The following is a 25,894-nucleotide window of genomic DNA, read 5'->3' as shown; positions in this document are numbered from 1 at the left end:
TGTCTGCAAGGTTATACAAGTCGAATAAGCACACCTTTTCGTTTTACAATATTTTTATAATCCCATTGTACATTGCGACTTTCAGAAAGCCATAATTTAAGTTTCTTTATATCAACATCATCAGGTAATTGGTATCGTTTTTCAGCGGCTTTAAATTTTCCTTGTGGTTCTAATCCTGGCTCCTCAAAACTTTGTCCGCTCCAAAATAATAGACGTACACCATCTTTAAGGTTGCTATAACCAACAATGGGGTTTCCTTCTAAAAACCAAACCGGATGGGCATGCCATATTTTATTTTCGGCTTCAGGTAACTCTTGTGTAATAAGGGTACTAAGTAAAGCGCAAGTGGCCTTAGCCTTAGCAGGTAGCTGTGCATTATATGTAAGAATGGCTTCACTAATCATAACGGTATTATTTATGAATTTTAAATATACTCAATTAAATAATGAGGGGTGTTTTATGTTTTCTAAAACGGCTGTGTGTAAAATGTGTAAAGTGACCAATCATTTTACATTTTCTTAAATTTCCTTCGAATGAATTTTCATTTCTTTGCTACATGAAAAGTGAATCTGTACTCATAGCTTCTTATGTAAAACAGGTGAAGGCTTCTGATGAAAAAGCTTTCCGTAAACTTTTCGACCTCTTATGGGAACCTCTTTATTACTACGCCTTTTCTTTGTTAGAAGATGAAACCCTTGCCAAAGACATGGTGCAAGATGTATGGGTTGATTTCTGGGAGCGCAAAAACGATATTCAGAATGATAACGTTAAGGCATACTTGTACAAAGCAGTACGTTTTAGAGTATTAAAGGAACTTAGAAATATTAAATTTCAAGAATCACACCTGGAAGCACTAAAAAAGGTAGAAGTTTCTGAAGAGGCAGACGCCGAAGAAGATGTGGTAACCATGGAAGATACAAAAATGCTTATTGAGCAAAAGTTACAGGTATTACCCGATAAATGTAAAGAGGTGTTTAAATTGAGTCGTTTAGAAGGACTTAAAAATAAGGAAATAGCAGAGGAGCTAGGCATTTCTGAAAGTACCGTAGAAAACCATATTACCAAGGCTTTTAAACTGCTTAAAAAGTCGGCAGCACTACTAATGTCTTTAGTAGCGTAAGGCTACTAATAAACTACCTAAGCATAGCTTTATTTATTATTATTCTTAAAAACTTACCCTGGATTGTGGTACCTATGGTTGTTAAATCTCCATTACTGAGTATATACACTTCTGTAAACAAAATTCAACCGAATTATTAAGTCAATGTAAACAAAAACTAGGTTTTTGCAGTTTCGTATTACCAAAACATTAATTGAAAAAAATGAGTAGGGGATAGTAGGGGGCGTTGGTATATATAGGCAAAAGACACCTAATGACAGAGAAGGAATTTAAAGTTGTTTTGCAAAAATATTTAGAGGGGAAAGCAACTCAACAAGAAGAAGAATTACTAAAAAGGTTTGAAAGCCATTTTATGAATACCGAACACCAAAAAGTGTTTACTACAGATTTAGAAAAACATCGAATTAAGAATGAAATTTTTAAAAGTGTAGAAAATAGAATTAGTAAGGGATGGAACTTTTGGTTGCGTATTGCTGCTGCGGTAATACTTGTTATAGGTGCTGGTTTTGGGGTATTGCAGTATAGTAAAACTACTCTGAATACTATTCTAGTTAAAAATACAGGAGATGCTCCTAAAAAAGTAATGCTGAAAGACGGTACTTCTGTTACGCTTAATGTTTATAGCACATTGGCTTATGAAAATAACTTTAATGATGAAGGGAGAAATGTAACGTTAACGGGAGAGGCTTTTTTTAAAGTGGCTAAAAACCCAGATAAGCCTTTTATTATAAAAACAGGAGCATTACAAACCAGAGTGGTAGGTACTCAGTTTAATATTAAAGAAAGTAGAAAAGATATTAAGGTTACTGTAACAGAAGGTAAAGTAAAAGTATACCACCAAAAAGATACCGTAAACTTAGTAGTAAATGAGCAAGGGGTGTTTGATTTACAATCGGCTCAATTAAAAGAGCAACCTGTTAAGTCCGGCTTGTACAATTTATGGCAACATGAGAAAGTAAGCCTAACGGGTATTACTATGGAAGATTTTTCTAAGGTGTTGGAAGCAGTATTTCATAGTAACGTAATTTTTAAAGATGAAGCTTCTAAATCGGTTAGAGTATCTGTAGGTTTTAACCGTGGAGAAGCTATTGAAAACATTATAGCACGTATAAACCTTTTAAACGAAGTTAAACTAACTCAAAAGCCAACAAACATGATTATTATTGAAAAAGTAAACTAATAGATACTAAAAAAAGAGAGCCTGCGGTCACAGGCTCTCCACAAAAAGCGTCAATGCAAATAGATAACACAAACACTTAATTACATTTTATGATGAATTTGAAAAAAAACAGGTACTTGTACTGTACCGTTGCTTTCCTCTTCTTAATGCTTACTTCTTCTTACGCAATAGGGAAGAACAAAATTGAAGAAACAAAAATAAGTATTAATTTAAAAGAAGCTTCTTTAAGCAAGATTTTTTCTGAAATAGGAAAAAAGTCTCATCTTACTTTTACGTATGGTGAATTTGTACTAGAAAATCAATATGAATACAAAGCTGTGTATACAAATACTACAGTGAAGACTATTTTAGATGATTTATCTGGTAAAGCATCGTTTGGGTATATTGCACAAGGTGATAACGTTATTATAACCCAACCCGAAGATACAACTGCTTACACCCAACAACTAACAGTTATTGGTATAGTAACTGATGAAACAAATGTGCCAATGCCAGGAGTAACAGTAGTAGAAAAAGGAACAAACAATGGGGTGTCTACTGGTTTTGATGGAGACTATTCTATTGATGTAACTAATGGGAATGCTGTTTTAGTAGTATCTTACTTAGGGTACGAAACCCAAGAAATTGCTGTAAATGGGCAAACGGCTATTAATGTAACCTTACAACCAAATACTTCAGAGTTAGATGAGGTTGTAGTAATAGGATATGGTACTCAGAAAAAATCAGATGTAACGGGTTCTGTAACATCTCTAGGTGAAGAAGATATGAATAGTGGTATTGTTACTTCTCCAGAGCAAATGATACAAGGTAAAGTTGCTGGGGTAAACATTACTTCTGCTAGTGGTGAGCCTGGTAGTGCACAAAACATTACTATTAGAGGTATCGGAAGTTTACGATCTGGTACAACACCTTTATATGTGGTAGATGGTTTTGCTTTAGATAATACAAGCAATGGTATGCCTATTAACCCATTAAGCTTTATCAATGCGAAGGATATTGAAAGCATTGATATTTTAAAGGATGCTTCTGCAGCGGCAATTTATGGTACCAGAGCAGCTAACGGGGTAGTTGTTATTACTACTAAGCAGGGTAAAACGGGAACTGCTAATATGGAGTTTAACTCTAGTGTTTCTATCTCTAATATGGCAAATGAAATTGATGTGTTTTCTGCAAATGAATTTCGTAACCAGGTTGTTGCTGTTGGTGGTACGTTAGATGATGCTGATGGAAATACCGATTGGCAAGATGTATTAAGCAGAACAGGAATTTCTCATAACCTTGGTTTTTCTATGAGTGGTGGTAACAAGCAAACTACGTATTATGGATCTATTAATGGTCAGAATATAGAAGGTATTTTTGCAAACAGTAATTTAAGAAGATACACGGGTAGAGTTAACATTACTCAAAAAATGTTTAATGATCGTTTTAAAGTAGATTTTAACCTAACAGGGTCGCGTACTAAAAATAACCGTCCAATAATTTCTACTATAGTGGGTAATATGTTAACACTAAACCCAACGTATCCTGCATACACAGATGGGCAACCTACAACTACTTTTAACAATGGTGCTTTTAACCCACTTATTAGACAACAATTGTATAAAGATGAAACAAATAACAATAGAATTTTAGCCAATGTTGCTCCATCTTTAGAAATTGTAAAAGGCTTAACTTATAAGTTAAACTTAGGGGTAGATTATTCAACTACAAGCAGAGTAGTACAGAATACACCAAATGTATTACCATACGAGGAGGGTAGTTTAACCTTAACAGATGTAGAAAACAGAAACTCTTTGGTAGAGAATACTTTAACCTATAAAGCTAATTTTGGTAAACATGATGTAACTTTATTAGCAGGGCATACTTACCAAGAGATATTTTATAACTATAAGAGCTGGAATTACGACTTGTTTCCTGTAAATGGGATTGAGCCACAGTATCAGCCAGAAGCGGCAACTAATAGTTACGTGCCTTCATCTGAAGCTACTATTAACGAGTTACAGTCGTTCTTTGGTAGAGTAAATTATAGCTTTGATAACCGCTATTTAATTACAGGTACTTTTAGAGCAGATGGTTCTTCTAAATTTGGTTCTAATAATAAGTATGGTTATTTTCCATCGGTAGCTTTAGGTTGGAGAATTACTGAGGAAAACTTTATGAGCAACCAAGATGTATTGAATAACTTAAAGCTACGTGTAAGTTGGGGTAAAACAGGTAACCAAGATTTACCTAATAAAATTACTCAAAGAAGTTTTGTGAACTCTACAGGACAAAACAACACATACCCTATTTATGGAACTGATGAATTACCTACAGGTAGTTATTATACACGTGTAGCAAACCCAGATATTCAGTGGGAAGTTACTACACAAACTAATATTGGTTTAGACTTTGGTTTCTTAAAAGGAAAATTAAGCGGTACGTTAGATTACTTTAATAAAACATCTGATAATGTATTGTTAGAAGCTTCTATATCAGATCCTATTTCTATTAGTAGTGTAGGTTGGTATAATGTGCCTAGCATGAAAATTAAGAATGAAGGGGTAGAATTCGCATTAGATTATTCAGAGCAAATTTCAGATGATTTTTCTTTTAGTTTAGGTGGTAATGTAAGTTACATTAAAAACAAAGTTGAAGATTCTCCTTTTACAGTATTAACTACGGGATCTGCTCAAGGACCAGGGTTAACAAATGCAACGGTTAATGGGTATGTAAATGGTCAGCCTATTGGAGCTTTCTACATGAAAGAGTTTTTGGGGATAGATGGAAATGGGTATAACATTTTTAGAGATATTAATGGTGATGGTGAAAGTAATGACGACGACCGTATGGCGGTTGGGTCTGCCTTACCAGATGTTACGTATGCTTTTTACATGAACTTTAAGTATAAGCGTTTTGATTTAGGATTAAACTTTAATGGAGTTTCAGGAAATAAAATATTCAATAATACAGCGTTGACTTCATTTACAATTGGAGATTTATCAATCTCTTCTAATACTACAGATGCTGCAGTACAATATCCTAATGAGAATATTAATAACACTTCAGAAGTATCTACACGTTACTTAGAAGATGGTAGCTACCTACGTTTAAACAATGCTACTTTAGGGTATACATTTGATACTAAAATATTTGGAATACAGAACGTAGTTAAGAGTATGCGTTTATCTGTAACTGGGCAAAACTTATTTGTAATTACAGATTATTCAGGGTTCGATCCGGAGGTAAATATTGATTACTCTACAGGTGGAGTACAATCATTTGGTATCGATTATAACAGTTATCCAAAAGCCAGAACATTCATGTTTGGTTTAGATGTTAATTTTTAAATTATAAAAACAGTATTACAATGATAAAGAAAATATGTATAGCGTTTTTAGGGATCAATCTTTTATTTACATGGGGTTGTACCGATTTAGAGGAGCAAGTAATAGATGAGTCTTTAACCGGAGACGAAACGGTATCAAGCTCGGTAGATGCATTTTTATCTGCTGCCTATGGGCCAATGGCGCAAGCTTTTAGACATACACGTTATTTTGGATTGCAGTTAGTGGCTTCAGATGAAGGTATTTTACCTCCACGTGGGGCAAATCAGGACTGGTATGATAACGGAAAATATATTGAGCTACACAGACATACATTTACTACAAGTAATGGAGTTGTAGGAGATGCTTGGAGTTATTTAACTACCGATTTGTTTGCAAGGGCTGTTGTAGCTATAGAAGAGTTTAGTAAAACTCCAGATAATCCGGATGCTATTGCAGCTACGTATGAAATGCGTGCTTTAAGAGCATATTATAATTTATTAATCTTAGATAACTGGGGTATTGCCTTTGTGAAAAATTCTACGCAAGAAACTTCTCAGATTTTAAGAGGACAAGAGGCGATAGATTATATTGAAAGTGAATTTTTAGAAGTTGCAGATTATTTAGATGATACAGTAGGGCCAGGTAGAATTACCAGCCAGGCAGTACATGGTTTCTTAGCAAAATTATACTTAAATGCTGCGGTATACCGTGACCCTTATGGTACTCCTTCATTTTCTGCAGAAGATATGAATAATGTAATTTACCATTGTAATCAAGTAATCAATTCAGGTCAGTTTAGTCTTTCACCAGAATATTTTGATGTATTTGATGATGATAACCACGAAAACCCAGAGCTTATTTTTGCAATAGATCAACGTCCTGAGTTAGAAGGTAGCCATAACCGTTGGGCTTATTGGTCACTTTCAGGTAGTATGTATCCGTTACCTGCTTACCCTGGTGCAAATGGTACTGATGGGCCTGCTATTACGCCAGACTTTTACCAAACTTGGGTAGATGCGTATGGGAATGTAGACCCTGCTGAGGCAGATAACCGTTTCTTTAAAGAGAATTTAGTAGTGCCTGATGGATACACTACAGACGATTCTTTTTGTATTGATGGTGCTGATTTTGAAATTAATAGAGGTATTTTAAGAGGTGTACAATGGGGATTACGTAATGCTGATGATGGACAACCTTTTGACTTATGTTCAGATGGTTCTTATTATGTAGGGCCTGTAATTGAACAAAGAGGTGGGTACGATAGTTATGTAGACCATACTTTACTTATTGACCTTGAAAATAACAGAGATTACTCAGATGGATACCGTGTAGAGAAATACCAGTTTTCTAGTACTTCTAACACCGGTAGAAACAGAGGGCAAGCAGATTTAGTTTTATTACGTTATGCAGATATTTATATGATGCGTGCAGAGGCATATCTTAGAAATGGAGATAACGCTGGTGCTTTAGCAGATGTAAACTTTGTAAGAACTTCTAGAACAGCAAGAACTCCTGTACCTGCTGCTTTAACGGCTATTGATTTAGATATTATGTACCGTGAGCGTGGTTTTGAGTTTTATTGGGAAATGCAAAGACGTTCTGATATGATTAGATTTGGACATTATGAGGATTCTTGGACTTCTAAAACAGATGCCGATCCGCACAAACGTTTATTCCCTATTCCACAAAGTGTTATTGATGCACCAGGTGCAGAGGGGTATTTAGAACAAAATACTGGATATTAATTGATTAAGCATAAGTGTATTCTAATGGCAGAAAGTGAAGTATGCTTTCTGCCATTATTTTTTAAAAAAGAGAGATGAGATATTTAGGAAAAATAGCAATGGTAGTAGCTTTGGCATCTTTAACTTGGGGATGCGATAAGGCTACAGAAACAACAACTGAGCAGACTACTTCTGCTACAAATGAAGAGCCACTTAGCATTATTTTTATGGTAGGTGATGGTATGGGAGTTCCGCAAGTATCTAGTGCTTTTTATTTTGGTGATGAAACTCCAAACTTTAAACAATTTACTTCTTTAGGATTAAGTAGAACTTCTAGTAGCAATTATTTAATTACTGATTCTGCTGCTGGCGCAACCGCTTTTTCTATTGGAGAAAAAACATATAAAAGAGCTATTGGTGTTACTACAGATACAATGCCTAAGGCTACTATTTTAGAAGACCTTAAAAAACAAGGGTATGCTACTGGTTTGGTAAGCTTAACCTCTATTACACATGCAACACCGGCTGCCTTTTATGCTCATGTTGCAGACAGAGATATGCATGAAGAAATTGCAAAACAATTGATAGATGCGAATATTGATTTTTTTGCTGGTGGCGGGAAAAAATTCTTTAACAAACGTGCAGATGGAGTAAATCTGTTAGATAGTTTGTTGGCTAAAAATTATAAATTAGATACCGTTTCTTTAGGTAAGGCTGATTTTAGTAAACCTAATGCTTATATATTGGCAGATGATGAATTGCCAAACAAAATTCAAGGGCGTGGCGATTATTTGCCAGATGCTACCAAAACAGCTTTAGATTATTTTGAGGCGCAAAATAAACCTTTTTTTATGATGGTAGAAGGTTCTTTTATTGATTGGGGCGGACATGCCGAAAATGATACCATGATGATCAAAGAAGTACTTGATTTTGATAAAACCATTGGGGTTGTATTAGACTATGTAAATAAACACCCAAATACCTTAGTGGTAATTACTGCAGACCACGAAACCGGAGGGGCAAGTATTGGTAAATATTATAAAACGGGTGCTGATGGCAAAAAACAAGAAGTAAAAGATAAAGTGCAAATTTATTTTCATGATAACCAGCATAGTACAGAGTTAGTGCCCGTATTTGCTAAAGGAAAGGGAGAAGAGTTATTTAGAGGTATTTATGAAAATAATGAGATTTACCACAAATTCTTTAAAGCTTTAAATACTACTACCAATGAATAACAAAACCTATAGAGTTTTAATAATCACTACACTACTTTTGGTTTTAGGAGTATCTTCTTTGTTTGCACAAAGTCAGTATGCTATACATTCGCATAACGATTATAAGCAGCAGTTTCCTTTTTGGAGAGCTTATACTAACGGGGCGGCTTCAATAGAGGTAGATGTATTTTTAAAAAATGGCATAGTATACGTAACACATAGTGAGGATGAAATAACCCCCAACCACACTTTTGAATCTTTATATATTACCCCAATTGCTCAGTTGGCTGAGCAAAACACATTGCAACCGCTGCAGTTGTTGGTAGACCTTAAATCTAAGGCAAAACCAACACTGAAGCAGTTGATGAAAATTATGGAAAACTACCCTAAATTAATAGGGAATGAGAATTTTAAGTTGGTAATTTCAGGAAACAGACCTGCACTTAAAGAGTACCATAAGTACCCTGACTATGTTTGGTTCGATCATCAGAATTTAGATGATTTAGATACGGCAGATTTGAGCAAGGTGGCTTTGATAAGTACAAGCTTTAAACCATACTCGGTTTGGAATGGGTTAGGTAGATTTACAAAAGAAGATTTACAAAAAGTAACCGCGGTTATTGAAAAAGCACATAAAACAGGTAAGCCATTTAGATTTTGGGCAGCTCCGGATACTAAAACCGCGTGGTTTAGGTTTGCAAAATTAGGAGTTGATTTCATAAATACCGATAAACCTGCCGAGGCTACGGCATTTTTGGCAAACGTAGATGCCCAAAGTTATACCTTACCCCAACAACAAGATATTTATAAACCTGCCTATGCTTATGATAAGCAAAGTAAGCCTTTGAATGTTATTTTAATGGTGGGTGATGGAAATGGGTTAAGTCAGATTTCTTCTGCTATGATTAGCAATGGAGGTAACCTAACGGTAACACAATTACAAGATATAGGGTTGGTAAAAACTAGTTCTTATGATGATTTGGTAACCGATTCTGCAGCAGGTGGTACGGCTATGGCAACAGGTACTAAAACAAATAATAGAGCTATTGGTACAGACCCGAATGGAAATGCTTTAACTACTATGGTAGAGTACCTATCTGAAAAAGGTTTTGTTACCGGAATTGCTACTACCGACCGTATTACAGGGGCCACTCCATCATCATTTTTTGCGCATGTAGAAGAACGTGATAATAGTAAGGCTATTTTAGAGTACTTAAGTAAAAGTAATCTCAACTTTTTTGTGTCGGCTGGAGCAGAAGATTATCCTGCAATTTCCCAAACATATACTCAAAAGAATATAACTGATTTTACTTCGGTACAAGAGAAAGCGGCTATGTACCTTTCTGAAAAAAGTATTGGTGCGGCTAGTGAGCGTGGCGCTATTTTTCCACAACATGTAAAGCAGGTGCTACAACAATTAGAGGCTCAAGAAGCTCCTTACTTTATGATGATTGAAGGTGCTAAAATAGATAGTAACGGACATACCAATAATATTAAAGGTATTGTAGATGAAATGCTAGACTTTGATGCTACAATTGCTGAGGTATTAAAGGTAGCTGATAAAAATAAAAATACACTAGTAATTATTACAGCCGACCATGAAACTAGTGGTTTGGCAATTATGCAAGGCTTGGATAATAATGGTATTAAGGCTGGGTTTTTAACTCACGACCATACCGCCGTAATGGTGCCATTATTTGCCTATGGTCCGCAAGCAGAACAGTTTAAAGGTGTATTTGAAAATACAGATATCTTCCATAAAATATTGGAGATATTAGAACAATAGTGTTGAGTACTTAACCTACTAACAATCTTAAGATTGTTAATTCAGTTTGCTAAAAACCCCAAATTTTTGGCAATTAGGAATTACTTTTTTGTGTTTAGTTGAATTATTATAAAGCGTAGCCTTGCAGCTACGCTTTATGCGTTAATGCACTTCCCGTCATGCTGAACTTGATTCAGCATCTCCTCTGAGTGATCCAATCAGTACGTAAGCTACTTGTTCGACCCTGAATCGAGTTCAGGGTGACGATTGTTTTGTTGTTTTCCGTCATGCTGAACTGGTTTCAGCATCTCCTCTGAGTGAGTTAATCAGTACGTGAGCTAGTAGTGCGACCCTGAAACAAGTTCAGGGTGACGATTGTTTCGTGGTCTCTCGTCATGCTGAACTTGATTCAGCATCCCATAAGAGTGAGCCAATGAGTACGTGAGCTACTTTTGCGACCCTGAAACGAGTTCAGGGTGACGATTGTTTTGTTGTTTTCCGTCATGCTGAACAAGATTCAGCATCTCCTCTGAGTGATTCAATCAGTACGTAAGCTACTTGTTCGACCCTGAATCGGGTTCAGAGTGACGATTGTTTTGTTGTTTTCCGTCATGCTGAACAAGATTCAGCATCTCCTCTGAGTGATCCAATCAGTATGTGAGTTACTTGTGCGACCCTGAATCGAGTTCAGGGTGACGATTGTTTTGTTGTTTTCCGTCATGCTGAACAAGATTCAGCATCCCATAAGAGTGAGTGTTCTAGGGGACTATAGCTTTTACCTCTCCAGTTTTTAAATTCACCATAAAATGTTGTGAAGGTGCCCCATTTAAAAACTGATTCATACAGAAAAAGACTTGTTGTAATTGTGCTGTTAGTGTATCGGCGGGGGTGATAGTTTTATAAGCTTTTATGAGCTGTCTATAATATTTTAATCGCTTTTCAGGAATATCTTTTAATGCTAAAACATCGGCATTGCGTAGTTTGTAAAAATCGTATAATAAATCGGTTCCCGAATAAGCAATAGCTCCATCTGAAAGCGTTACGTTAGTCTTATTAGCAATAGTTTCTAGGTTGGCAGTAAGTAAAAATTCTTTAACGGGTGCTGGCCAGTCATTCAAAAAACGTAAACGCACCAATTCCTTTAAATGCCATAACATAAAATCATGGTAAGTGTTGGCGTTAAGTACTTCTTTATCCCATATTCCAAGTATGTTTAAGGTGGTTAAGAATTGATGCTCTGTTTCGTATATTGGGAATAATTCATTGAATCTTGGCACTTCATTTAAAGTAATGGTTTCAACCTCAACAGTTGTATTATCGTGCAGGGTTAAAATTTTATACCCGGGAATATAAGCCGCTAAAGATGGTGACTGAATATTCACTAAAGTATTTCCATTTTTGGTAGTGCGAACCCCAGTATCGTTAATATGCATGTGTCCTGCTACGTGAATGGTAATACCAGCCTCTGCAAAAGCTTCAGCTACCGTTTCATCGGGTACACGTTCTAATTGCCATTTTTTAGGACCTAGCAATGCACGTAAGGTACTGCTAGCATCATCATTAAAATCAACCATTGGAAAATGACTAAAGGTAATTAGCGTTTTTCCTTGTTTTTTGGCCTCATCTGCAACCCTTTTTGCCCAGCTAATAAGGTGTTGCTTATTGGTAAGTACATTGTTGTAACCTGTACTAGCACCATGGTAGTTATTAGGGTTGGTGGCACTTTTATTTTTATCTATGGGTAGGTATACATCACCATCAATAGCCAGTAGCCAAATACCCGGTATGGGTTCTACTACATAACTTACGTCAGGCACTATAAAATTAGGTTCAACTTCATATGTACGGTGGGGTAGTTGTGCCTCTTTATGGGCTTTATCATAACTATAATCTTCATAAGTGTATGTACTGAAAGGAGTAGCCCAATAAAGGTGTTCTTTTCTAGGATAAAAACCAAAAGACCCTAGCTCTTTTAAAATACCATCATAGCCCATTTTAGCAATGTCTTTAGTTATAATAGTAGGGTGTTCTGTTTCGGGGTTTACGGAATGCAATCCTTCTTTACTATAAATAGGTTGCGCTTTTCCACCTTCCCCTAGAAAGTCGCTTTTTCCAGATTCTTTCTGAAAAGGTCCTACCGGATCATGATTACCGGTAGTAATGAAAAACTGTATATTATATTGCTGTTCATAGTGTTGCAGTATGCGTTTTAACCCTTTGATGTGTATGGGTTGTCCATCATCTGAATAATCTCCGGGAAGGGCAACCAGTTTTATGTTGCGTGCTACTATATCTTCTAAAGCCGCTATAAAGGCAAAATAATTCTCATTAAATATGCGGGTAGAATGTAGTTGCGAACCCATAGTGCGGGCAATAGTGTACTTACCTATTTTAGGGTTTACAATACCTTTATAATCAGTGTCTGAAAAACTACCATAAATATCTTGTAAATGAACATCTGCTAAAAAAGCAATTTGGGTAGGGGAATTGGTTTGTTGCGCCATAGCACTAAAACTTATGAGTAGGAGTAAACAAATGGTTCTGTAAAACATGAAAATACGGAATTGTAAACAATAAAAATAAACATTCCTTAGCAGGTGTAAGTTAAATGAAATTTAAGGATTGAGTGAACTGTAGGCTTTCAGATTTGAATATAAAACAATCTATGTCCTGCTGAACTTGATTCAGCATCCCATAAGAGTGAGTCAATCAGTATGTGAGTTACTTGTGCGACCCTGAATCGAGTTCAGGGTGACGATGGTTTGTGTTGTACCGTCCTGCTGAACTGGATTCATCATCTCCTCCGAGTGAGTCAATCAGTACGTGAGTTACTTGTGCGACCCTGAATCGAGTTTAGGGTGACCATAGTTTTGTGGTTTTCCGTCCTGCTGAACTGGTTTCAGCATCCCATAAGAGTGAGTTTCCCCCTTTGGGGGCTAGGGGGCTTTGTTTCAACATCTCATCTGAGTAATCCAATGAGTACGTGAGCTACTTGTGCGACCCTGAATCGAGTTCAGGGTGACGATGATTGGTGTTGTACCGTCATGCTGAACTAGATTCAGCATCTCATAAGAGTGAGTTTCCCCCTTTGGGGGCTAGGGGGCTTTGTTTCAACATCTCATCTGAGTGACCCAATCAGTATGTGAGTTACTTGTGCGACCCTGAATCGAGTTCAGGGTGACGATGGTTTTGTTGTTTTCCGTCATGCTGAACTTGATTCAGCATCCCATAAGAGTGAGTCAATCAGTACGTGAGTTACTTGTGCGACCCTGAATCTAGTTCAGGGTGACGATGTTTTGTGTTGTGCCGTCCTGCTGAACTGGATTCAGCATCTCATTAGAGTGAGCCAATGAGTACGTGAGCTTCTTGTGCGACCCTAAATCGAGTTCAGGGTGACGATGGTTTTGTTGTTTTCCGTCATGCTGAACTGGATTCAGCATCCCATAAGAGTGAGTCAATCAGTATGTGAGTTTCTTGTGCGACCCTGAATCGAGTTCAGGGTGACGATGGTTTGTGTTGTACCGTCCTGCTGAACTGGATTAACTACGTTGAATCTCCGATTTCAGCATCTCATTTGAGAGAGTGTTCCCCTTTGGGGGCTAGGGGGATTTTTATTTCACCCTATCCTGATTTTGCTTAACAAAACTATCCCAACCACTATAGCTTTTTGTTTTAGCGGGTTTACCACCATTAAAAAAATGGCATACCGCGGCAGCTAGTCCGTCGGTGGAGTCTAAGTTTTTAGGAAGTGTTTTAATGCCTAAAAGCTGTTGTAGCATTTTAGCAACCTGCTCTTTACTGGCATTACCATTACCGGTAATAGCCATTTTTATTTTTTTAGGTTCGTATTCGGTAATAGAAATTTCTCTAGAAAGTCCGGCAGCCATGGCAACTCCTTGGGCACGTCCAAGCTTTAGCATACTCTGTACGTTTTTTCCAAAAAACGGAGCTTCAATAGCAATTTCATCTGGGTGATGGGTGTCTATTAACTCTATAGTACGTTCAAAGATTTTTTGCAGCTTTAGGTAATGGTCGGTATACTTTTTAAGGTCTAGTTCATTCAGTTGTAAAAACTCCATTTTTTTTCCTACCACCTTAATAAGTCCAAACCCCATAATGGTAGTTCCCGGGTCAATTCCTAATATAATCTTCTCTGTTTTCAATAGTGTTTCTTTATTATGTAATTTGCACCCCTATGCGGTTGCCTTTTTACAAATCTAAACAATATCTTATAGTTCTGCTTAAAGCAGTGATAATATTGACAGCAATTTATGTGGTGTACCACCGTATGGTAACCGATGGAGATGGCATACAATACTTATGGCAGGTAGCCAACCAACAACAATTAATCCCTTGGTTAGTGGGTGTTTCGTTACTTTCGGTATTCAACTGGTTGTTTGAGGTGTTTAAGTGGAAACAACTAGCAGAGGTAATTCGGCCTACATTATTTAAAAATGCCTATCAGCAAACCATAGGTGCCCAAACCTTAGCCATACTTACACCAGGTAGGTTAGGAGAGTATGGCGGTAAAGCCTTATTTTATCCAAAAGGACAGAAGGGAAAGGTGTTGGCATTTACTTTTTATCATAACATGCACCAGTTAGGGATAACATTTGTAGCCGGTGTTTTAGGACTCTTTTATTTGTCTTATACCTATATGGCAAGTTTTATTGTGATAGGTTTTTTAGCAATGCTTATGCTCTCTAAACTTCTAAAGAGGCAAGTGGTTAAAGGCTATTCATTACAACAACTGTATAATACCTATAAAGCCATCCCTTTAAAAAACCGAGCGTGGAATATGCTTTTGTCAGTGATGCGGTACATTGTTTTCTCGCATCAGTTTTACTTGTTTTTGTGGGTGCTGCAGGTACCTTTAGACTATGCAACGTGTATGGGCTGTATTACTGCCATGTATTTGTTAGCCTCATTAGTGCCATTAATGTCTTTATTAGATGTAGTATTAAAAACGGGTATAGCAGTAAGTTTATTTACTGTTTTTAAAGTACCGGCAATAATAGTTTTAGGAGTTACCGTATTAATGTGGATTTGTAATACTGGTTTTCCAGCTTTGTTAGGTACCTTTGTGGTCGGTAATTTTAAATTAAAATCTACAACCGTATGCTAATTGTTTGGGGTGTTATTTGTGCACTATACGCATTGTTAATTATTGCATTATTGTATGGGTTTTCTAAGGTAAAAACATATAAGCCTTCCAAAAAAATTGAGGCCATAGGGTTTAGTATTATAATTCCTTTTAAAAATGAAGCTGAGCATTTGCCATTAGTGCTTACTGCGTTAAAACAATTAGACTATCCTAGAGGCTTATGGGAAGTTTTATTGGTAAATGATAATTCTACGGATACATCTGAAAAGGTGGTAACCGATTTTATGAGTGCCAACCCAGAATATAATATACACATGCTGCATAGTATGGGGGCTAGTGGTAGCCCTAAAAAGGATGCTATTACCCTTGCTATATCACAAGCCCATTTTGATTGGGTTGTTACTACCGATGGCGATTGTTTAGTACCCAAAAAATGGTTAGAAACATTATCCGGTTTTATTACAAAGCAGCAACCTAAAATGGTAGCAATGCCAGTAACCTATGTTGTAAATAATACGTTTTTAGATAAGTTTCAGTTGATAGATTTTCTTAGCTTAATGGGGAGCACCATAGGTGGTTTTGGATTGAAGAAACCTTTTATGTGCAATGGTGCCAACTTAGCCTATGAGAAAAGTACCTTTTACAAGGTGAAAGGCTTTGAAGGGAACAACCATATTAGCAGCGGAGATGATATTTTTATGATGGAGAAAATAGCCCATAAGTACCCAGAAGGCGTTCATTATTTAAAATCTGAAAAAGCTATTGTAACCACCATACCACAGCCTACTTTTAAAAAGCTTCTGCACCAACGTAAACGATGGGCAGCTAAGGCATCTGTATATAAAAACCCATGGTCGCAGTTAGTGGCGGTTATTGTATTACTCATGAACCTTTCTTTACCCGTATTTACAGTACTCTCTATGTTAGGGGTGTTTGGGTTTAAATGGTTGTTATTAGGGTTTGCGGTAAAGTTTAATCTCGATTTTTTTCTGATCTACACTACCGCAGGTTTTTTTAAACAGCAACAGTTACTACGGACCTATTATTTAGCGGCTTTTATATATCCTGGTTTTTGTTGCTATGTTGCACTTAGTAGTTTTTTTGGTTCATATAACTGGAAAGGAAAAACATTTAAAAAATAATTGATACTTTTAGCCTACTTAAACTTAAATCTATGAGAAATACACTTGTTAGTTTACTGGTTTGTTTGATGTCGTTAATAGGGTTTGCACAAGAAACGCATACCGTTAACGGAACTTCTGTAACTATGGAGGCAGAAGTAGAAGGGCCTATGTCTTTATATGTTAGTAAAGAAAACTATACCTATAGATATTTTATAGCTAAGGGAGATACTTTTTATGAATTAGTAAATACACAAGATGCTTCAGGAACATATCAGTTTGAGTATAAAGCGGTTTTAAAGGAACAGACGTCTGATGTAGAACTAGATGTAAATATAGAGCGTACTACCTTAACTATTACTAGTTTAAAGAAAGTAGTGTTGGCATATAACAGACAAAAAGATACTTCTTATGTGTATGAAAATAAGCATTTTCAACTAGGTTTAAATTTAGGGATTATGGGAGGAGTGTCTAACAATGTGTTTACTAGTAATCCTGAAAATGTAATGGCACCACAGGTAATTGCAGAGCTTGAAGCATATAATGCATTGAACCCAGCATCTGGGCATAGTGCATTTTTACATTTAAAGCAGAATTTTACAGCCGATGATTTTGATTATACAGCAACAGAACTTTCTGTAAACTATAGATATAAGGTAGTAAATAAAGATGCTTTTAAATTATATGGTCAAGCCAAGATATTCAGTTTTGCTTATAAGTCTTATACAAATTATTATGTAGTGGATAATGCTGTAGAGAGTTATGAAGAAGATGGTTTAGATGTAGATATACCTGTAAGTTTTGGTTTTGGGGCAGACGTAAAAATCTCAAATTCTCTTTTCTTAACCTTTCAGTATACCGATATAGTGGCTGTTTTTTATGAGAGTAATGGAGAGTTTCCTGTTGATTTAAATTTAGGACTTAAGTTTAAACTTTAAGTATCATAAGGCAAAGGCTACCTGTTTGGTAGTGTTTATTTAGCCAAAATTTAATATTTACATTAATTGGTTAGGTTGTTTTATACCTATCATTGTACTTATGAAAGCGTTGTATTTATTTTTTCTAATGGGTTTGTTTATGGTCTCAGCACAAGAAAAACCTTTAGTTATTGGGCACCGCGGTGCTATGGGGTATGCAACAGAGAACACTTTGGCTTCTATTCAGAAGGCACTTGATTTTTCGGTAGATGCTATTGAAATAGATGTGTACAAAATAAAGTCGGGTGAGTTGGTGGTATTCCATGATAATAATGTGCAACGATTAACGGGTACCGATAGCACTATTGAAGATTTCACTTTTGAAGAATTACAGAAGCTTACCGTTAAGGGTGGACATAAAATACCTACGTTACAACAAGTAATGGATCTTATTGGTACAAAATGCCGTTTAAATATTGAATTGAAAGGAGCTAATACGGCAAAGGATAGCTACCAAGTAGTTATAGATTATATAGCTAATAAAGGTTGGACAAAAGAACAGGTAATATTCTCTAGCTTTAGATGGGATGAGCTACAAAAGGTATACGATTTAGATAGTACCATGCCTTTAGCTGTATTAACAGAGAAAGATCCGTTATTGGCTTTAGAAGTGGCAGGCAAGTTACATGCAGAGGCTATTAACCCACACTACAAAAGCCTTACTAAAGATACTGTTGCAAAAATTCATGAAAAAGGATTTAAGATTTACACATGGACAGTTAATAGCAAACAATACATTGCCTATATGAAAATGCTTGGTGTAGACGGAATCATCACGAATTATCCTGATAGAGTGCAATAATACCTTATTTAAAAGAGATGTAGTCAATGAACTTTTTTCCGAGTGGTGTTACTGTAACGGAAGGTTCTTCATGATTTTCGAGAGCAATAAAACTACTTTTTGACCTAAAATCTTTAAGTCCTGATCCAGTAGATATTAAAGATTTGTTTTCTAGGTTTAAACAGAAATATTTGAAATCATATTCTCCTTTATACCAATTTGAATTTTTTTGTTTAAAATGATCATAGAAATTGATGTAATTACTGATTTTCTTTAATTTATACTCGTTTTCTTCTATATATTTAAGTATTAGTATTTCCTCAATAAATATATCGCTAACTATCCTCATGAAAAATTGACTTCGTCCATTGTCAAAACTTTCATTTTTAATTATTGCTGAAGTATATATGTTGCTTAGTAAAGTTCTCTTTTCTTTTGATTGAACTTTTAATGACTCTTGAAATAATTTTCTAGTAAAGTCATAAAAATCTTCTGATTTTAGGTACTTTTTATCTATACTATTTTCTTCGATATTTTTTAAATTTTTAGATATCAATTCAACCGTATCATTGATTCTTTTTTGTTGAATCTTACTAGGTAATTCAAATAATATTTCATGAAGAGCAGCTCCGATGGGTGTAATATTAAAAATCAATTTTTTAATTGAATCCCATGTTTCAATTAATTCTGGTCTAGAATTTAAATATTCTGATGGTAATTGAATATTCTTTTTTTTCATCTACTTTTAATATAATTTCACTTTATTAAGATAATTATAATTATAAAAAATAAACCCCCTCAAGGTAGTGATTCCTGAGGGGGTTCTGCATTAATAACAGGTATATAGATTATTCCTCCTTGTTATCAGAAGGAACAATAGGGTACTCATGGTCTTCTATTAATTTTGGTTCAAAACGTCTGCTTTTTATTAGAGCAAACTTTAAACGTAACGACAGATAAAATAATACGGGTACAATTACCAGAGTTAAGAAGGTAGCAAACACCAATCCGAAGATAACGGTCCAAGCTAGTGGTCCCCAGAAAATAACGTTATCACCACCCACATATATTTTAGGGTCAAAATCTGCTGCTAGTGAGAAGAAATCAATGTTTAGTCCAATAGCTAATGGTATTAACCCTAATACGGTTGTAATAGCCGTTAATAATACAGGGCGTAAACGTGCTTTACCACCTTGTGCAATCGCTTCTTTTACAAGAGCAGCTGGTAAAAACGCGTTGGTAGGAGCGCCTATTTCTTCTTTTTTACGGTCTAATAATATTTGGGTATAGTCTAATAATACTACCCCGTTATTTACCACAATACCGGCAAGTGATATAATACCCATCATGGTCATCATAATTACAAACGGCCATCCGGTAAAGCATAGTCCTAAAAATACACCAATAAAACTTAAAAATACGGCTACCATAATAATAGATGGTTTGGATACTGAGCTAAACTGGAATATTAAAATAAGCATAATTAAGCCAAGTCCTATAAATAACGCGGTCATTAAAAAGGCCATTTGCTTGTTCTGTTCTTCAATCTGTCCTGTAAAGTCAGATTTCACAGTGTCTGGTATGGTAAAACCTCCAGCTTCTAATTCCTTTTTAATATTTTCTACTACGAAACCTGCATCGTTATATCCAGGTGCTAGGTTAGAGTATACGGTTACAACACGGGTAGTTTCCTTATGCTTAATAGCTGTAAAGGTTGCTGTGTTTTTATATTTAACCACAGAAGATAACGGTACCTGTTTTAGTTGTCCTGTAGCCTGATCTCTAAAGGTGATCATTTGGTTAAACAACGCACTCATGTTATAGCGGTTATCTGCGTTAAAGCGAACATAGATGTCAAAATCGTCACCGCCTTCTTTGTAAACTCCGGCTTTTTCACCAAAAATAGAACGTCTTAATTGGTTACCAATCATAGCCGCAGAAACTCCTAACTCTCCTGCTTTTTTACGGTCTATTTCTACCTCCATAGAAGGTTTGTTTTTGTTAACGTCTAGTTTCAGTTCGTCTACACCTTCTACATTTCTACTATTAACAAAGTCACGCATGTTTTCAGCAACATTGATTAACTCATCATAGTCTTCACCAGATAATTCAATGTTTACAGGGTATCCTGCAGGTGGTCCAACAGCATCCTTTTCTACCGAAATTAATACTCCAGGATATACATTGCGTAAAGTGTCCTGTATTTTTTCTAGAAGCTCTTGAGAGTCCATACCTCTACGGTACTTAAATTCTCTAAGGGTTAAAGAAACTTTACCTTTATGTGGCATTTCAGCAGCAGAACCTCCATCGGTTTGTGGGTTACCTGCACCTTCACCCACCTGAGATACAGCCGCTTCAACCATAAAGTTTTCACCAGTTTCGTCATCTTTATACATAGGGTTATTGATAATACCGTATACGCGGTTTTCAATTTCCTTAGTTAATCGGTTGGTTTTTTCAATATCGGTACCTTCTGGGTACTCTATATATGCAAATATTTGGTTGGGTTTATTTTCTGGGAAAAACAATACTTCCGTTTGCTTGTTTTCTATTCTATTTCCAAACCACATTACCGATACAATAAGTAGTAAAACAGTACCTACTACATAAATAATAGGCATGTATCTGTGCAATGCATTTCTAAGCATTTTTGCATACAAGTTTTCCCAAGCCGTAAGAATGGTATATTGAAACCAGTGTGCTAGTTTTACCAAAAATAATTGGTGCATCCAGAACATTACAGCTAAAAATATCATTACGCTACCTAAGCCTCTATAGCTAGTTCCGCTAAGTAGAATAAGTATTCCTGGTACTCCTAAAACTATAGAAAGTACAACTAACTGTTTTATAGAAAGTTTGTCTTCTTCCACTTTCATAAACTCTGATACCAACATAGAGTTTATAAATATGGCTACAAAGAGCGAGGAACCTAAAACTACTGACAGTGTAATAGGGAAGAATTTCATGAAAGACCCCATCATACCAGGCCACATACCTAGTGGTACAAAGGCCGCTACTGTTGTTGCGGTAGATATGATAATAGGAATAGCTATTTCTCCAATCCCTTTTTTAGAGGCTTCCATACGGCTCATGCCTTCTTCGTCCATTAGCCTAAATACATTTTCTACCACCACGATACCGTTATCTACTAGCATCCCTAGTCCCATAATTAATCCGAATAGAATCATGGTGTTTAGGGTATAGCCCATAGCATTTAATATCATAAACGACATAAACATAGACATAGGAATGGCAAACCCTACAAATAATGCATTTCGGAATCCTAAAAAGAACATTAATACCGATACTACTAACAGAATACCAAAAATAATGTTGTTTACAAGATCATCTACCTGATTTATAGTACGCTCAGAGGTGTCATTTGCCTTGGTGATGGTTAAATCTGGTGGTAATTTTTTAGTAGCATTTTCCAGCACTACATCAATCTTTTCAGAAGCATTTACCATGTTTTTACCTGCGCGCTTCTTAATATCTAGCATTACCACGTTATTACCTCTATCACGTGCATAGGTGGTTCTGTCTTCTTCTTTAAAACGTACCTTAGCTATATCTTTTAGGTATACTACGCCGTTCTGTGTTTTTACAACAAAATTGTCTAATAACTTAGGGTCTTCAACTTCTCCTAGAATACGAATAATTCTACGTTGCCCTTCTGTAATTAAACTACCGGCAGACATGGTTACGTTACCACCTCTAATGGAATTGATAACATCGTCAAAGCTTACTTTAGCAGCCATCATTTTGTAAATGTCTACAGCAACTTCAACTTCTTTTTCTTGTGCACCACGTATGCTAGCTTCTTTAATTTCTGGTAAACTTTCTATTTCATCTTGCAGGTACTCGGCAAAGTCTTTCAGTTTTTCAATAGGATAGTCTCCGGTAATATTAATATTCATTATCGGCATTTCTTCCGATAAATTCAGGTCAAATACGTTTGGTTCTACTTTGGCATCGTTAAAAGTAGGCCAGTCTTCACCTGCTTTTTTGGTGTCTACTTCATCTTTTACACGTTGCTTAGCAGCTTCTACCGTTATATTTTCATCAAACTCAACCGTTATTATGGAATAGTCTTCTTGCGAGGTAGACTCAATATCGGTTTTATTGTTAAGATTTTTAAGTTCGTCTTCTAACGGGGTGGTAATAAGTTTTTCAATATCCTCGGCGGTATTACCTGGGTATACTGTACTTACATATATTTTGGTTTCTTTTACTTCCGGAAAACTCTCACGTGGCATCCCCATGTATGCTAGTGTACCTACTATTAAAAATATAGCTACTAATACATAAATGGTAACCTTATTGTCAATAGCCCAGGAGGAGAGGCGGAATTCTTTATCTGTATTGCTGTTGCTCATGGTCTATATTTATTTTTGGATGCTTATTTTTTGACCGTCTTTTACACTTCTGGCACCTTCTAGTAAAACAGTATCTCCTGCTTTAATACCAGATAGTATTTCTATTTTTCCGTCTTGTGTTCTACCAGTGGTTACTATAGTTCTCACAGCTACAGTAGCACCATCTTTTTCTTTTGCAAGATAAACATACTGCTCTCCTTCTGAGTTTTCAGATAAGATGCTTACAGGAACCTGAACTACCGATTTGTTGGTGTAATCATTAATTCTTGCTTTTGCAGTAAGGTTTGGTTTTATATGTCCTTCTTTGTTAGGAACATCTATTTTAATACGGAATGAACGGTTACCTGGGTTAATGAAATTACTAGCCTGCGTTACCTTGGTTTCTATTTCTTCTTGTAGTACAGGAATGTCTACCTTAGCAACAGTACCTTCGTTAATACTGCCTATGTAACTTTCGGGTACATCTGCCTCTAGGTACATATTACCTAAATTAATAATACGGAATACAGGAGCGCCTGGCGCTACTACTGAACCAGCATCTGTAATAATTTCATCTATAGTACCAGAAAATGGTGCTTTGATAGTGGTTTTACCAATTTGTTGTTTCAATTGTGTAACCGCTTTCTCTTGAGCTTCGTAATTAGATTTTGCCTGTAAGAACTGAATTTCAGAACCAATTTTCTGGTCCCATAATCGCTTCTGGCGCTCATACGTAGTTTTAGCCAATTCTGTTTGTATTTCTAATTGAGCTAATTGCTGACTTAAACCACCATCATCTATTTTAGCAAGTAACTGTCCAGTGCGCACGCGTTGACCTTCTTTAACGTAAATGTTAGTTAAGATACCGCTATACTCAGCGTTTAACTCAATATTTTGGTCGGTAATTACATTGGCTTGTAACTCAAGAAAATGCTTAAATAATGTGTCTTTAGCAGTAAAGGCCGTTACCAAAACAAATTTTTCTACTGTATCAAGTTTTGCTAATCTGGCATCAATAGAGTCTACCTGAACTTTTAAAGCCTCAATTTTAGCTTCTACCTGAGATTTGGCTTCTTTTAATTCTTTTGTGTTATTGCTTTCAAGTGCTTTTTCTACAGTTTTATTGTCTTTATCTCCGCAGGAAACAATACTTGCAAGTGTTAATATGGATAGGATTAATTTTTTCATTGTAGTCTTTTTAATTATTTAGGATAGTTTCAAGTGAGGCTCTTTTGGTAATCACATCTAACATGGCTTGTAAATATTCCTGCTGTGCAGTATAAAGCTGTGTTTGTGCTTGTCTAAGTTCAAAACTAGTAGCAATACCTTCAGTGTATTTTACTTGGTTTTTGTGTTCTATACGTTCAGCTAACTCCAGGTTTTGTAGTGTAGTTTCAAAATATTCTATAGCATATTGATACTCACTTTTAGCTTGGTCAAACCCTAAAAGCAGCTGTTGCTCTGTTTCGGTAAGGTCTGTTTTAGCTTGTTCTAATTCTATTCGGGCACGTTGGGTAGCAGCCGATCTGGCTAACGAGCTAAATATGGGTACGTTTAAGCTAACTCCAAAAAGGGAAGAACCAAACCAGTCTTGTGTGCTATTTAAAAATGTAAACTCTTTATCTGCATACCCTTGGTACCCACCATTAATGAAAGCACTTAAGGTTGGCAGTCCGTTACTTTTAGCTAGTTTTAAAAGAAGTTCTTGAGAAATTTCAGTGTTTTTGGCAATCTTGTAATCAATATTGTTTTCTAAAATAAATTCAGCTTCTATTAAATCAAGGTCAATGTTTTCTATGGCTAAGGCATCTAAATCGTCTGTTAGTTCAATTTCATCTCTAATGTCTACACCAATGGTAACTTTTAGCATATCATATGCTAATTTTTTAAGTCGTTTGGCATTCGTTAAAGTAGTTTCTATCTGTAAAAGTGTAATTTGTAGCTGTTCTACATTTTCTTCTTCACTTAAACCATTCTCAAACATTTGTTGAGTTTCGTTTAAGTTTTTTTCTAATACACTTTTATTTCTTTCAAGAATGGTTATGCTCTCATCAGATAATAATACATTGCCATAAGCCTCAATAACCATTTCTTTTATCTGTAAGTCTGTTTTCTGTTTGGCATTCTCAGAAATTTGTAAGTATACCTTAGCAGATTGTAACCCTACTAAATATGACCCATCAAATATTAATTGAGATAGGGTAGCCGTAGCAGAAACGCTTTGCTTGGTTCCGAAAGTAATGGGCTCAAAGGTGCCTGGTTCTCCTCCCAAAAATTCTGCAGGTAATAAAGATACCTGTTGTTTTAAGTAGTTCTGATAATCTACTGCAGCACTAATTTGTGGTAAACCACTAGCCGTAGTTTCCCATTTTTGCTTTTTGGCTGCTTCAATATCACGTTGTGCATTTATCACAGTACGGTTATGCTCTAACGCATAATTAATGGCTTCCTCAAGACTAAACTTTAAAGGCTGCTCTTGCGCTTGTACAATACCAATGCATGCTAATAGTATAGGTATTAAAATTTTTCTCATTGTTGTTTTAGTTGTTGCTCTAATATTTCTAATCCTTTAGGTGTTACTACAGACCGTAAAAAATGCTCTGTATAAATGTTCATGATGTCTTTTGCTGAGTATTGATCTGGAGGAAAGTGCTCTGCATTTTTTAATTCAATAGCACAGATAAAGTGAATTTTGGTCGTCAGTTCAATATTTACTTCTTTTCGGTATACCCCTTCTTCAATACCTTTGGCAAGATTTTCTGCCGTGCAGGCGTGCATTACGGCAACATGTTTGTGTCTTATATTGGCATAAAGGCTAGGGTAGTATTTTTGTAATTGATAATGCGGTGAAGTTTTTTCAAGCTTCATTTGTTGCATTAATAATTTTTTAATCTCTAACTGTTCTTCTACAGCATTTAAGTTTTTGCTCTTTACGTAGCTAATATTTTCACCAATGGTTACCAATGTATTTTCTAAGCAGCTTTCTATTAGTGCTGTTTTGTTTTCAAAATATTGGTAAATGGTTTTTTTTGATATACCGGCTTCTTTGGCAATTTGGTCCATAGTAACATTTTTAAAACCTAGGTTTAAAAATAGTTCGGTTGCCTGATGTACAATTTTGTCTTCCATATCGAATACAAAAATAGTGAAAAGGAAACTAAAGAAACAAAAAAAGTTTCCATAGTTTACACTAACTTAACGTTCTGTTTTTTTTTGCTGTTATTTCTTGTTTTTCAGTAAGTTGG

General features: G+C 35.8%; 18 protein-coding genes. 10 read left to right on the top strand and 8 right to left on the bottom strand.

Going from position 1 to position 25,894, the window contains the following annotated elements; all coding sequences use genetic code 11:
• Positions 1–11 precede the first annotated feature (11 nt).
• A complete protein-coding gene (locus tag Y10_RS01405) occupies positions 12–404 on the bottom strand; it encodes a DUF1801 domain-containing protein (protein ID WP_281763574.1) in 393 nt (130 codons plus the stop codon).
• A 152-nt stretch (positions 405–556) separates the two neighbouring features.
• Between Y10_RS01405 and Y10_RS01400 the strand changes: the two genes are divergently transcribed.
• From Y10_RS01400 to Y10_RS01375, 6 genes are all read left to right on the top strand, one after another.
• Positions 557–1,120, top strand: coding sequence for an RNA polymerase sigma-70 factor (locus tag Y10_RS01400; protein ID WP_281763573.1), 564 nt, complete (start codon positions 557–559; stop codon positions 1,118–1,120).
• 253 nt (positions 1,121–1,373) lie between these two features.
• On the top strand, positions 1,374–2,300 hold the full coding sequence (locus tag Y10_RS01395; protein ID WP_281763572.1) for a FecR family protein: 927 nt from the start codon (positions 1,374–1,376) through the stop codon (positions 2,298–2,300).
• A gap of 89 nt (positions 2,301–2,389) precedes the next feature.
• Positions 2,390–5,629, top strand: a complete 3,240-nt coding sequence (locus Y10_RS01390; RefSeq protein WP_281763571.1) for a SusC/RagA family TonB-linked outer membrane protein — start codon at positions 2,390–2,392, stop codon at positions 5,627–5,629.
• 20 nt (positions 5,630–5,649) lie between these two features.
• Positions 5,650–7,353: a RagB/SusD family nutrient uptake outer membrane protein gene (locus Y10_RS01385; RefSeq protein ID WP_281763570.1), complete on the top strand. Its 1,704-nt coding sequence runs from the start codon at positions 5,650–5,652 to the stop codon at positions 7,351–7,353.
• A 74-nt stretch (positions 7,354–7,427) separates the two neighbouring features.
• Positions 7,428–8,567 (top strand): alkaline phosphatase, encoded by a 1,140-nt coding sequence (locus tag Y10_RS01380; protein WP_281763569.1) that lies wholly within the window; start codon positions 7,428–7,430, stop codon positions 8,565–8,567.
• Positions 8,560–10,332, top strand: coding sequence for an alkaline phosphatase (locus Y10_RS01375; protein WP_281763568.1), 1,773 nt, complete (start codon positions 8,560–8,562; stop codon positions 10,330–10,332). Before Y10_RS01380 ends, Y10_RS01375 begins: the two co-directional genes overlap by 8 nt.
• Before the next feature lie 737 nt (positions 10,333–11,069).
• Here Y10_RS01375 and Y10_RS01370 read toward each other — a convergent pair.
• Positions 11,070–12,863: a metallophosphoesterase family protein gene (locus Y10_RS01370; protein ID WP_281763567.1), complete on the bottom strand. Its 1,794-nt coding sequence runs from the start codon at positions 12,861–12,863 to the stop codon at positions 11,070–11,072.
• A 1,059-nt stretch (positions 12,864–13,922) separates the two neighbouring features.
• Positions 13,923–14,474, bottom strand: a complete 552-nt coding sequence (ruvC, locus tag Y10_RS01365) for a crossover junction endodeoxyribonuclease RuvC (RefSeq protein ID WP_281763566.1) — start codon at positions 14,472–14,474, stop codon at positions 13,923–13,925.
• A gap of 95 nt (positions 14,475–14,569) precedes the next feature.
• Between ruvC and Y10_RS01360 the strand changes: the two genes are divergently transcribed.
• From Y10_RS01360 to Y10_RS01345, 4 genes are all read left to right on the top strand, one after another.
• Positions 14,570–15,436 carry a hypothetical protein gene (locus tag Y10_RS01360; protein WP_281763565.1) on the top strand — a complete coding sequence of 289 codons (867 nt, stop codon included), beginning with the start codon at positions 14,570–14,572 and terminating at the stop codon, positions 15,434–15,436.
• The gene (locus Y10_RS01355; protein WP_281763564.1) at positions 15,430–16,557 is read left to right on the top strand and encodes a glycosyltransferase family 2 protein; all 1,128 of its coding nucleotides are present in this window, start codon (positions 15,430–15,432) and stop codon (positions 16,555–16,557) included. Before Y10_RS01360 ends, Y10_RS01355 begins: the two co-directional genes overlap by 7 nt.
• 32 nt (positions 16,558–16,589) lie before the next feature.
• Positions 16,590–17,474, top strand: a complete 885-nt coding sequence (locus Y10_RS01350) for a hypothetical protein (RefSeq protein ID WP_281763563.1) — start codon at positions 16,590–16,592, stop codon at positions 17,472–17,474.
• Between the two features lie 139 nt (positions 17,475–17,613).
• Positions 17,614–18,315, top strand: coding sequence for a glycerophosphodiester phosphodiesterase (locus Y10_RS01345; protein ID WP_281763562.1), 702 nt, complete (start codon positions 17,614–17,616; stop codon positions 18,313–18,315).
• Between the two features lie 4 nt (positions 18,316–18,319).
• On the opposite strand, the gene Y10_RS01340 is transcribed toward Y10_RS01345, so the two are convergent.
• The 5 genes from Y10_RS01340 to Y10_RS01320 all read right to left on the bottom strand — a co-directional run bounded on the left by Y10_RS01340 (position 18,320) and on the right by Y10_RS01320 (position 25,778).
• Positions 18,320–19,033, bottom strand: a complete 714-nt coding sequence (locus tag Y10_RS01340) for a hypothetical protein (protein ID WP_281763561.1) — start codon at positions 19,031–19,033, stop codon at positions 18,320–18,322.
• A 109-nt stretch (positions 19,034–19,142) separates the two neighbouring features.
• Positions 19,143–22,670: an efflux RND transporter permease subunit gene (locus Y10_RS01335; RefSeq protein WP_281763560.1), complete on the bottom strand. Its 3,528-nt coding sequence runs from the start codon at positions 22,668–22,670 to the stop codon at positions 19,143–19,145.
• Between the two features lie 9 nt (positions 22,671–22,679).
• Positions 22,680–23,837 carry an efflux RND transporter periplasmic adaptor subunit gene (locus Y10_RS01330; RefSeq protein WP_281763559.1) on the bottom strand — a complete coding sequence of 386 codons (1,158 nt, stop codon included), beginning with the start codon at positions 23,835–23,837 and terminating at the stop codon, positions 22,680–22,682.
• Positions 23,838–23,847: 10 nt separating this feature from the next.
• Entirely contained in the window at positions 23,848–25,182 is a 1,335-nt protein-coding gene (locus tag Y10_RS01325) for a TolC family protein (RefSeq protein ID WP_281763558.1), read from the bottom strand.
• A complete protein-coding gene (locus Y10_RS01320) occupies positions 25,179–25,778 on the bottom strand; it encodes a TetR/AcrR family transcriptional regulator (RefSeq protein WP_281763557.1) in 600 nt (199 codons plus the stop codon). Before Y10_RS01320 ends, Y10_RS01325 begins: the two co-directional genes overlap by 4 nt.
• Positions 25,779–25,894: the final 116 nt, after the last annotated feature.

Origin of the sequence: Neptunitalea lumnitzerae (assembly GCF_027924185.1) — a bacterium.
Lineage (GTDB): Bacteria > Bacteroidota > Bacteroidia > Flavobacteriales > Flavobacteriaceae > Neptunitalea > Neptunitalea lumnitzerae.
This window is presented reverse-complemented; position numbering and strand designations above follow the sequence as displayed.

Coding starts and splice junctions, on each gene's coding strand:
- Y10_RS01405 (WP_281763574.1), bottom strand. CDS start 404: ATGATTAGTGAAGCCATTCTTACATATAATGCACAGCTACCTGCTAAG.
- Y10_RS01400 (WP_281763573.1), top strand. CDS start 557: ATGAAAAGTGAATCTGTACTCATAGCTTCTTATGTAAAACAGGTGAAG.
- Y10_RS01395 (WP_281763572.1), top strand. CDS start 1,374: ATGACAGAGAAGGAATTTAAAGTTGTTTTGCAAAAATATTTAGAGGGG.
- Y10_RS01390 (WP_281763571.1), top strand. CDS start 2,390: ATGATGAATTTGAAAAAAAACAGGTACTTGTACTGTACCGTTGCTTTC.
- Y10_RS01385 (WP_281763570.1), top strand. CDS start 5,650: ATGATAAAGAAAATATGTATAGCGTTTTTAGGGATCAATCTTTTATTT.
- Y10_RS01380 (WP_281763569.1), top strand. CDS start 7,428: ATGAGATATTTAGGAAAAATAGCAATGGTAGTAGCTTTGGCATCTTTA.
- Y10_RS01375 (WP_281763568.1), top strand. CDS start 8,560: ATGAATAACAAAACCTATAGAGTTTTAATAATCACTACACTACTTTTG.
- Y10_RS01370 (WP_281763567.1), bottom strand. CDS start 12,863: ATGTTTTACAGAACCATTTGTTTACTCCTACTCATAAGTTTTAGTGCT.
- Y10_RS01355 (WP_281763564.1), top strand. CDS start 15,430: ATGCTAATTGTTTGGGGTGTTATTTGTGCACTATACGCATTGTTAATT.
- Y10_RS01350 (WP_281763563.1), top strand. CDS start 16,590: ATGAGAAATACACTTGTTAGTTTACTGGTTTGTTTGATGTCGTTAATA.
- Y10_RS01345 (WP_281763562.1), top strand. CDS start 17,614: ATGGTCTCAGCACAAGAAAAACCTTTAGTTATTGGGCACCGCGGTGCT.
- Y10_RS01340 (WP_281763561.1), bottom strand. CDS start 19,033: ATGAAAAAAAAGAATATTCAATTACCATCAGAATATTTAAATTCTAGA.
- Y10_RS01335 (WP_281763560.1), bottom strand. CDS start 22,670: ATGAGCAACAGCAATACAGATAAAGAATTCCGCCTCTCCTCCTGGGCT.
- Y10_RS01330 (WP_281763559.1), bottom strand. CDS start 23,837: ATGAAAAAATTAATCCTATCCATATTAACACTTGCAAGTATTGTTTCC.
- Y10_RS01325 (WP_281763558.1), bottom strand. CDS start 25,182: ATGAGAAAAATTTTAATACCTATACTATTAGCATGCATTGGTATTGTA.
- Y10_RS01320 (WP_281763557.1), bottom strand. CDS start 25,778: ATGGAAGACAAAATTGTACATCAGGCAACCGAACTATTTTTAAACCTA.